General features: G+C 58.1%; 9 protein-coding genes. 8 read left to right on the top strand and 1 reads right to left on the bottom strand.

The window, feature by feature from the left end; genetic code table 11:
• Positions 1–95: 95 nt before the first annotated feature.
• Entirely contained in the window at positions 96–548 is a 453-nt protein-coding gene (locus ACYZTY_RS17350) for a winged helix-turn-helix transcriptional regulator (RefSeq protein ID WP_461954743.1), read from the bottom strand.
• Between the two features lie 159 nt (positions 549–707).
• Here ACYZTY_RS17350 and ACYZTY_RS17345 point away from each other — a divergent pair, with 159 nt between their 5' ends.
• From ACYZTY_RS17345 to ACYZTY_RS17310, 8 genes are all read left to right on the top strand, one after another.
• Entirely contained in the window at positions 708–1,343 is a 636-nt protein-coding gene (locus tag ACYZTY_RS17345; protein ID WP_461954742.1) for an NADPH-dependent F420 reductase, read from the top strand.
• A 52-nt stretch (positions 1,344–1,395) separates the two neighbouring features.
• The gene (locus tag ACYZTY_RS17340; RefSeq protein ID WP_461954741.1) at positions 1,396–2,334 is read left to right on the top strand and encodes an SDR family oxidoreductase; all 939 of its coding nucleotides are present in this window, start codon (positions 1,396–1,398) and stop codon (positions 2,332–2,334) included.
• A 91-nt stretch (positions 2,335–2,425) separates the two neighbouring features.
• Positions 2,426–3,046, top strand: a complete 621-nt coding sequence (locus tag ACYZTY_RS17335) for an NADPH-dependent F420 reductase (RefSeq protein WP_461954740.1) — start codon at positions 2,426–2,428, stop codon at positions 3,044–3,046.
• A 63-nt stretch (positions 3,047–3,109) separates the two neighbouring features.
• Entirely contained in the window at positions 3,110–3,526 is a 417-nt protein-coding gene (locus ACYZTY_RS17330) for a nuclear transport factor 2 family protein (protein ID WP_461954739.1), read from the top strand.
• Positions 3,527–3,713: 187 nt separating this feature from the next.
• On the top strand, positions 3,714–4,727 hold the full coding sequence (locus ACYZTY_RS17325) for an IS110 family RNA-guided transposase (protein WP_461954738.1): 1,014 nt from the start codon (positions 3,714–3,716) through the stop codon (positions 4,725–4,727).
• A 594-nt stretch (positions 4,728–5,321) separates the two neighbouring features.
• Complete coding sequence (locus ACYZTY_RS17320; RefSeq protein WP_461954737.1) at positions 5,322–5,759, top strand: hypothetical protein; 438 nt, start codon at positions 5,322–5,324, stop codon at positions 5,757–5,759.
• 457 nt (positions 5,760–6,216) lie between these two features.
• Positions 6,217–7,269: an alpha/beta hydrolase family protein gene (locus tag ACYZTY_RS17315; RefSeq protein ID WP_461959343.1), complete on the top strand. Its 1,053-nt coding sequence runs from the start codon at positions 6,217–6,219 to the stop codon at positions 7,267–7,269.
• Between the two features lie 242 nt (positions 7,270–7,511).
• On the top strand, positions 7,512–8,867 hold the full coding sequence (locus tag ACYZTY_RS17310; protein WP_461954736.1) for a HEAT repeat domain-containing protein: 1,356 nt from the start codon (positions 7,512–7,514) through the stop codon (positions 8,865–8,867).
• The last annotated feature ends 84 nt before the right edge of the window (positions 8,868–8,951 follow it).

Raw genomic sequence — 8,951 nt, 5'->3', positions numbered from 1 at the left:
ATGGGTGCCCTCCCTTTTTTTCGACCATCTGAGATCGGCCCCGCTATTCGCTGCACCTTGTCGCGCGACGTGACAGGGCGCGCATCCCGTCTTGCTCATCCCTCACTCTCAGGAAAGATGCATCCGCCATTGCGGACCAGCGCCTTCACCTCTTCGCTCACCTGTATGGGGTTTTGACTTAGTCGAGCAACAAAATCCTCGCGGCGGTGCACGTACGACAGCGAATCGTGTGTCGCGCTCCAAAGCACTATGTTGAGCACGATGGGAATGAGGTCCAGGCCCTTCTCGGTCAGCGTGTAGAAGTCCTTGCGCCTGTCGTCGGGGCTGGGCGCCTTCGAGAGAATCCCTTGCGCCTCAAGAAAGGCAAGACGGGAAGCAAGGACATTTGTCGCGATTCCCTCTTCCGATTTCAGGAACCCTCCGTACGTCTTTTTACCAACGAAAATGATGTCGCGAATGATCAGGAGCGACCATCGGTCGCCGAAGATCTCCACGCCATAGTTCACTGCGCAGTGGGACCGAATGTCTTCTTTGGATGCTGTCTTCATGGCGCGATCTTAACATCGCTTGCATGTCGCAAGTAAATTTCGTAATTCACTTGCTTTATGCAAGTGATGCGACCAGCATGGCTCTTACGTTGAGCGCGGTCGCCGGATTGGGTCGGCATTCTGTGAATGTTCAACCCCCTATCTGTAAGGAAACTGCGCATGAGCACTATCAGCATCATCGGCTCAGGTGGCATGGCCGCAGCGATCGGTGGCCTTGCCGCCAAGGCCGGATACACCGTCGAGGTGATGAGTCGAGACGCCGCCAAGGCGCGGGCGCTGGCCGAGCAGGTCGGAGCCGGCGGGACCACCGGAACGTTCGGCGCAGTCCCGGCCGGGGATATTGTCATCCTGGCGGTTCCCTACTCTGCGGTTCTCGACGTGGTGAAGCAGTACGGCGAAGAACTGGCAGGCAAGCTTCTCGTCGACATCACCAACCCCGTGGCACCTGACCTCACGAGCTTTGTAACCCCTGAGAACAGTTTCGGCGCGCAGGAGATCGCCAAAGCCGTCCCGGCCGACGCCGAAGTGGTCAAGGCGTTCAACACCCACTTCTCCCACGTCCTGGCCGCCGGTCCTGTCGATGGCCACCCGCTGGACGTGTTCATCGCCGGGGACAACGTGCAGGCGAAGGCACGCGTCTCGGCGTTCATCGAGAACCTCGGACTGCGCCCGATGGACACCGGGCCGCTGCTCATGGCGCGAACGCTGGAGCACGTCTGCCTACTGTCGCTGGGCCTCATCGCCCACTCCGTCAAGCACACCCATTTCTCAATCGGCGTCAGCCATCTCGGCTGAGCGTTTCCTTATCACCACTTCTCGCATCACATCACGCACATGGAGCATTAACATGCACGTTTTAGTCACTGGCGGGACCGGCCATATCGGTTCGTACATCATCCCCGAGCTTATCGCCGCCGGCCACGAGGTCACCGGCCTGGCCCGGTCGGACAAGTCCGCGGCCGCGCTGTCCGCGCTTGGCGCCAAGGTGCGTCGCGGGGATATCTCCGACCTCGATGGGCTCAAGTCGGCGGCGGCGGAGTCCGACGGCGTCATCCACGTCGCGCACCGGCAAGATCTGCTTCCCTCCGGCGGGATCGACGCCGTGGCCGCTGCAGAGCTCCAGATCATGCTCGCGTACGGCGAGGCGCTGGCTGGAAGTGGCAAGCCGCTGGTCGTGTCGGGGAGCATCGGCGCGCCCGGTTGGGAAAAGCTGGGCCGGCCAGCCACGGAGGAAGACCCGTCACTTCCCGGCGGCGATAAGTACAAGGGTACCTTGCGGGTTCGTAACGCCGTCGAGCTCGCCGTCATCGGCCTCGCCGAGCGGGGGGTGCGGTCGTCGATCGTGCGGATTCCTACGATCGCGCACAGCACCACCGACGTCGCCTTCCTGCCATTGTTGATCGGGCTGGCGAAGGAAAAGGGCGTCATCGGTTACCCGGGAGAAGGCACGAACCTGTGGCCGGCCGTACACGCCCGTGACCTCGCCATCTTGTTCCGCCTGGCGCTAGAGAAGGGTGGGGCGGGCAAATATTGGCATGGGGTCGAGAGTGAGGGCATCCCGTTCCGCGAGATCGCCGAGGCCATTGGCAGCCGTCTGGGCGTGCCGGCCGTGAGCATTCCCGCGGACGTACTGATGCTGCCGGGATACTTTGGCTTCCTCGCGAATCTGGTCACGCTGGACCTCCCGGCGTCCAGCCTCATCACCCGCCAGACCCTCGGTTGGGAGCCTGCTCAGCCCGGCCTGCTCGATGACCTGGACAACGGCCATTACTTCCCTGCCGACTGAGTTGAGTTGAGGAGGGCGCCGGGTCGCAACGGGCCCGGCGGACAGCAATGTGAGGCAACAAGCAAAACTCTAATTCACGAGGAGACTCCACATGAGCACTATCAGTATCATTGGTTCAGGAGGCATGGCCGCGGCGATCGCCGGTCGTACCGCCAAAGCTGGACACACCGTTGAGGTGATCAGCCGCGACCCCGCCAAGGCGCAGGCGCTGGTCGACAAGCTTGCAGCCGGAGCGACCACAGGGATGTACGGGGCCGCGCCGGTCGGCGACATCGTCATCCTCGCCGTGCCCTACACCGGTGCAGCGTCGGTGGTGGCCGAGTACGGGGACGCGCTCGACGGCAAGGTGATCATCGACATCACCAACACGGCCTCTCCGGACCTCACGGGCCTCGTCTCTCCCGCCGGCAGTTCTGGTGCGGAGGAGATCGCCAGGATCGCCCCCGCCGGCGCGCATGTCGTGAAGGCGTTCAACACCCTATTCGGCCACGTCCTTGCCAAGGGTGGGCGCCTCGATGCGTTCATCGCCGCCGACGATCCGCAGGCCAAGGCGCGCGTCTCGACGTTCATCGAGAGTCTCGGGCTGCGTCCGTTGGATGTCGGCGGCCTGCACATGGCCCAGACGCTTGAGGCGCTCGGCCTGATGATGATCGGCCTGGCTAAAAACGGCGCTGGCACTTGGGACATCGCCATGAACGTCGATATCGGCTGAATCGCCGACACCCGTCTGGTCCATAGCGTCGCGATCAGAAGTGAGAGAAACGGAGAGATTTCGATGAGCGTGCAAGAGAATGTCCGGATTGTGAAGGATGCGTTTGCAGCGATCGGGCGCGGAGATTTGCAAGGTCTGCTGGCGTTATCTGCCGAAGATATTGAGTGGATCATTCCGGGCAAGAACTGGCCGCTGGCTGGCACGCGCCGCGGGCACGCAGGATTGGCGGATTTGTTTCAGACGCAATCCGAAACGATGGAAACTTCACTCATGGAGCCGCGCGAATTCGTAGCGCAGGGAGACCGGGTTCTGGTCGTCGGCTTCGCCAGGGGGAAAATTAAAGCGACGAACAGGACGTGGGAGGACGATTGGGTCTTCGCCATTACCGTGCGAAATGGAAAGCTGACAAACATCCGGGAGTATATCGATACGCAAGCACTGGCTCGGGCCTCCGAGAGGGACGCGAGCCCCTTACCCTGACCCGTCGAGCCCACCCGAAACAATTCGCTAAGTCAGCGCATACGTTGAACAGCGGCAAGACCAAAAAAAGGGACGGATTTATTTTCCCGGAAATAAATCTGAGAATCATCTAGCCGGTCTCCCCACCTTACGGAGGTGGCGCAAAACTCAAGGTGCGAACTTAGACTTTTGCTGTGAGGAGGCCGTGATGAAATTCTGTGGCATAGACCTGCATTCGAACAATAGTGTTGTGGTGGTTACCGACGAAACGGACCGGGTCCTGATCAGCCGGCGCTGTCCCAATGAGCTGACGCAAATCCTCCCGTTACTCGAACCGCATCGTGCCGAATTGCTCGGGGTCGTGGTCGAGTCGACGTACAACTGGTACTGGCTGGTCGATGGCCTCAAGGCGGCAGGCTTCGAGGTAAAGCTGGCCAACCCCGTGGCGATGCAACGCTACAACGGTTTAAAGCATTCCGACGATAAGGATGATGCGGCTTTCCTCGCGCATTTGTTGCGACTCGGGATATTGCCGACTGGCTATATCCATCCGCCGCAAGAACGGGGCCTTCGCGATTTGGCACGAAAACGGATTCAGTTGGTACGCAGCAGGACTCAGCACATTCTGGCCGCCGAAAACATCATGGCACGCCAGTTTGGTCACCGGCTGACCTGTAATGAAGTCAAAGGGCTGTCGGCCACATCCGTGGACAGACTCGGCCTGTCCACGGATGTGGCGCTGGCGATGAAAGCCAACGTCGCCATCGTTCAGGCATTGCAGGCTCAGATTGATGTTCTTGAGGACCGCTTGCTGCATGAAGCTACCCTGCGCCCAGAGTTTGGTTTATTAAAAACGATGCCTGGAGTGGGTGAAGTTCTGGCCACGGTCATCATGTTGGAGACAGGAGATATTGAGCGCTTTGCCGACGTCGGCAACTTCGCCTCTTATGCCCGATGCGTTAAGAGTGCGCATTACTCCAATGGCAAGAAAAAGGGCGAAGGCAACACCAAGAACGGCAACGCTTACTTGATCTGGGCCTTTATTGAAGCAGCGAATTTTGCTCGGCGTTTCAGTGAAGATGCCAAACGGTTTTTCGAGAAAAAGAAAGCCAAGACCAATGCCGTGGTTGCTACCAAAGCGCTGGCTCACAAACTGGCGCGGGCGAGTTTTCACATCCTGAAGGAGAAACAGCCTTTTGATGCCAAACGCTGTTTCGCCTGAAGGGCGAGTTAAGGTGATGGCCGATCAACCAAAAAGGGACTGGGCGTGAACCATAAAATCTGAGTGGCGGCCGGCTGTCACCGCCTGAGTGTGTTGTAACCGGGTCGTCTGCCAAGTGAGCCCGCTGGGACTGGACGTGTTTTTTCACGAGCCACAGTTCTGTGACACGTTTTGGACACATTGGCGGCACCAACGTTTCTCTGGGGCAGGTAACTGCCAGGGCGGTACATGCAATACGTTACCGTTTGATCCACATGGGTGTCAGGCACGACTCGGTCGTAGCCACTGATGAGAAAACGGGTACGACGGGTTCAACCAAGCAGGTTGAGATAAAGGGAAACCCTGCAGTGAAAAGCTACAGGGCGAGTTGGCTTTTAGCCTTGACTTGAGACCGGCTAATCCGTCCCCTTTTCGCTTGGTGCGAACGTTACTGGATCAGGCTCAGGAACCCTTAAAAGGCGGTGTGTGTTGGCGCACCGCTACCACGGCTCAGGGGCAGTTACGCGAGGGCAGCGGTTGACCGTTGTCCAGGCCGAAGGCAGTCAGGACGTCATACACGGTCACCGACCAGAAAGTGCAGCGGGTCCAGCGTCGATGAAGAACGGCTGGTCCCGCGTGATTCGTAGCTCAACGCTTTATGGCATCACACTCGTCACGCAAGTCGCTATCGTGAATGTTGCCGCAGCTTTGGCCATTGATTTTGGCCTCGCAATACGCGCGTTGATCGCTGTCGCCGATGTTGCCGCAACTTTGACCGTTCATTTCCGCCGAGCAACTGGCCCGAAGGTCACTGTTCTGGATATTGCCGCAGCTTTGGCCATTGATTTTTGCTTCGCAATACGCGCGTTGATCACTGTCGCCGATGTTGCCGCAGCTTTGACCGTTCATTTCCGCCGAGCAACTGGCCCGAAGGTCACTGTTCTGGATATTGCCGCAGCTTTGGCCATTGGTTTTGGCCTCGCAATACGCGCGTTGATCACTGTTGTCGATGTTGCCGCAACCAGCATAGGCGTAGGTACTCAACATCAATAACATCGCAATGATGACTCTCATCACTCTCTCCATGGGGTGTCAGGAAATAGCCTGACGCTGATTGATCCAAAATGACATTGTTGCGCGTGCAGTCAAATTGACATCATTTTTTGGGGAAGTTCCATGGGAGGATGAGACGATTCGGGCGTACAGTTTTTATGTTTACGGCGGCACCTGAATCGCGCCTGGTTTCGTAGACTTGCCGAGTGATCGCTTTTGGCCGATTTCTGCGTGTTGCATCGACCGGTTGAATCCACAGCCAAAAGCGGCCGTTCAGCCTTCTCATTAAAGACCGCGAATAGCGCTAACGATGAAAGTTATGCGCGGTGGTTCGAATGTGGGCTTTAATGTCCGTGCTTGCATGCAGCCAAATCAGCTTCGACTATGTACGAAGATGGATGCGCCTGACGGCGGGTTCAGGTTGCCATGCACTTGTCTAATCAAGGAAGAAACGACATTGAAAATAGCTTTCTGCGCCCTGTTGTTGAGCTGCCTGACTACCCTCGCACTCGCTGACGAGAACCCTGTCGGCTTCCAATCTTCCACACTGCCTGACTCGCAGAATGACCGCTCACTGGAGATGGTCGTCTGGTACCCCAGCGCAACTACCGCCGCCACGCAAATGATTGGCGATGATGTGGTGTTCGTCGGGGCTTCTGCCGCTCGTGACGCGCCGCCCGCTGCTGGCAAGCATCCATTGTTGGTGCTCTCCCACGGGTACAGAGGTAACTGGAGCAACCAGATCTGGCTTGCCAGTGCTCTGGCTCAAAGGGGTTACATCGTCGCCGCAATCAATCACCCTGGCACCACCACTCATGACCGTAGCCCTCAAGCTGCGGCGCAGTTATGGCAGCGGCCCGTTGATGTGCGCCGAGCCATTGATAGTGTCACGGCTCAACCTGAAAAATTCGGCTTGGTCGCCAATGACCGAATTGCCGTGGTAGGCCATTCACTCGGCGGCTGGACCGCCCTGGAAATCGCCGGTGCTCGTTTCGATCCAGACCGCTTCGCCCATGACTGCAAAGCCCACCCGCAGTTAGCAAGTTGCACCGTCTATGAAAAGATAAACCCTGCAAGCACCTCAGAATCAAAGGCCGCGTTGACCGCCGATTTGCGCGATAAACGCGTCACCGCCGTGGTTACATTGGACTTGGGCCTTTCACGGGGCATGACCGATGAAAGCCTGGCCGCGCTGCCGATACCAGCGCTGGTGATCGCCGCCGGCGTACCGTCGCGCGAACTCCCTGCTGAGTTGGAGTCCGCCAACCTCGCCAAACGCTTGCCTCCGGCGTCAAGCCGTTACGTCGAAATCAGTGACGCTAGCCACTTCAGCTTCTTGTCGGTGTGCAAACCTGGCGCGGAAGCAATGCTCGAAGAAGACGTACCAGGCGATGGCATCATTTGCCGGGATGGCGACAGCGCCCGCCCGCGTGGGGTGATTCAACAGCAGGTTGCATCGCTGATAGCAGAGTTTCTTCAGTCGTCTATCTACAAAGAAGGTCGTTTGTAGAATCGTGGTGGGAGAAGCGCGGTAGCTCAGCAAAAAAAACGGCGGAGCAGTTTCAGCGCCTGCGCAAACTGTCAGAACGGTTGGCCAGGGGGGAGCGCTCTGGGTTGGAAGCGGCTGGTTTCGAATAGCTGCTTTCGGCCAGAAGCGGTCACTCAGAATGCTACAGCTGCCGCCCCGATATACGTGACCACGATCTACTGTATATTTCGGTTCAGATGGAAATGTTGCGAAAGGATTGAAGCGTGGTAGCAATACGGGAATGGTTATCTCGACTGCAAAATCATCAGGCGCCCGTCACGCAATGGGCGGCTCAGCGTCGTGACGAAGCTGCGCATCTGCTCGGCAAAGCAGAGGAGAGTGGAGACTGGATAGCGCTGACTACCCACTACAACGGCTTCATTCGCGAAGTCGCCGTCAGGGCGCTACGTGACCAACCCTCTCCCGAAGCATTAGCAGCATTGATCGAGCGGTTGAACGATTGGGTGCCACAAATTCGCGATCTGGCAACGGAAAGCCTAAATCATTATCTATCGCCCTCCCATGTTCAGGCCTTGTTGTTCGCGCTCGAACCCCTCATGGCGCTGGCTTCGCGTCACCGTGCAGACCATGGCCCTACTCTGAGGGCAGTGCGCAACATCCTTCAGGCGGCCGAGGTTCACTCTGATGTCTACGCAAACTTCCTGGCGCGACAAGGCAGCGCGGCACGCTACCTGTTTAAATTGTTGCTGGAAAAAGATATCGATAAGCAGACGCTTCTGCGAGACGCGCTGGCCCATCGAGAATTAACTGTACGCGTGGCAGGCGTGGCTGCTTGCCAGGCGCTGCCAGATGCGCAAGCACTGCAATTGCTACAAGAAGCCCTTCCACGTCCAGGGGCGAAGGTACGAGTCTGCGTAATGCGTGCCCTGCTGCCGTTGCTGGAAAATCCACAGCCGTTGTTGTGCGCGGCCTTGCTGGATGACTCGCGGTCCATCCGCAGTCTGGCGCGCTGGGTAGCACCGAAGCACGATATTGATGCGCGGGCCATATTGGCAGGACGACTGACGGAAGCCTTCCCCAAAGCAAAGCGCGGTTGGCTGGGTATCCTCGGGCTGGCAGCAGAGCTTGATGTCGAACTCGAACAACGCTGGTTGATGGCAGCTGTACGATCCAATTATCCCTCCGTGCGACAAGCCGCTATGGGTCAACTGAGCGAGGGACAATCGGTTGAGCTGCTTGCGGCACTCGACGATCCATCGGACACCGTGTTTCTTGCAGCTGTCGCCCAACTGAACAAACAATCGTGGGCTTCATTGCATACCGGGCTGGACGCCAAACTTGACAGGGATTGGTATGAGCTATCCGATAAGCGCCGTCATGCCCTCATGCAACTGCGTCCGAAATGGCAACAAGTAGCTTACCTGCTGGCACGGTTGACTACAGAGCCCACTGTTCAAGTGTGTTGGGCAAAAAAGGTCAACCTGTGGTGCGAAGAGCAATATCAAATTGTCGATCCGGTCACGTCCAGGTCCGAGCGGGGGGAACTGATTGAGCAGCTCCGAGGCCTGGCATCGGAAGGACTTATCAGCAGCACCAATTTCGCACGAATCTCGAAATGATGGGCGAGTGTGGCATAGAACATAGCGGCACCTTCCGGCCAGGAGCAGCCAGTCAGATGTGTTTGGATAATCTGGAGTGATCCG

Source organism: Pseudomonas sp. LB1P83, from assembly GCF_054897885.1.
The sequence above is the reverse complement of the archived record's forward strand: the minus strand, read 5'-3'. Positions and strand labels throughout refer to the sequence as shown.

Excerpts from the sequence above, each read along its gene's own strand:
- ACYZTY_RS17350 (WP_461954743.1), bottom strand. The coding sequence starts at position 548 with ATGAAGACAGCATCCAAAGAAGACATTCGGTCCCACTGCGCAGTGAAC.
- ACYZTY_RS17330 (WP_461954739.1), top strand. The coding sequence starts at position 3,110 with ATGAGCGTGCAAGAGAATGTCCGGATTGTGAAGGATGCGTTTGCAGCG.
- ACYZTY_RS17345 (WP_461954742.1), top strand. The coding sequence starts at position 708 with ATGAGCACTATCAGCATCATCGGCTCAGGTGGCATGGCCGCAGCGATC.
- ACYZTY_RS17325 (WP_461954738.1), top strand. The coding sequence starts at position 3,714 with ATGAAATTCTGTGGCATAGACCTGCATTCGAACAATAGTGTTGTGGTG.
- ACYZTY_RS17340 (WP_461954741.1), top strand. The coding sequence starts at position 1,396 with ATGCACGTTTTAGTCACTGGCGGGACCGGCCATATCGGTTCGTACATC.
- ACYZTY_RS17320 (WP_461954737.1), top strand. The coding sequence starts at position 5,322 with ATGAAGAACGGCTGGTCCCGCGTGATTCGTAGCTCAACGCTTTATGGC.
- ACYZTY_RS17335 (WP_461954740.1), top strand. The coding sequence starts at position 2,426 with ATGAGCACTATCAGTATCATTGGTTCAGGAGGCATGGCCGCGGCGATC.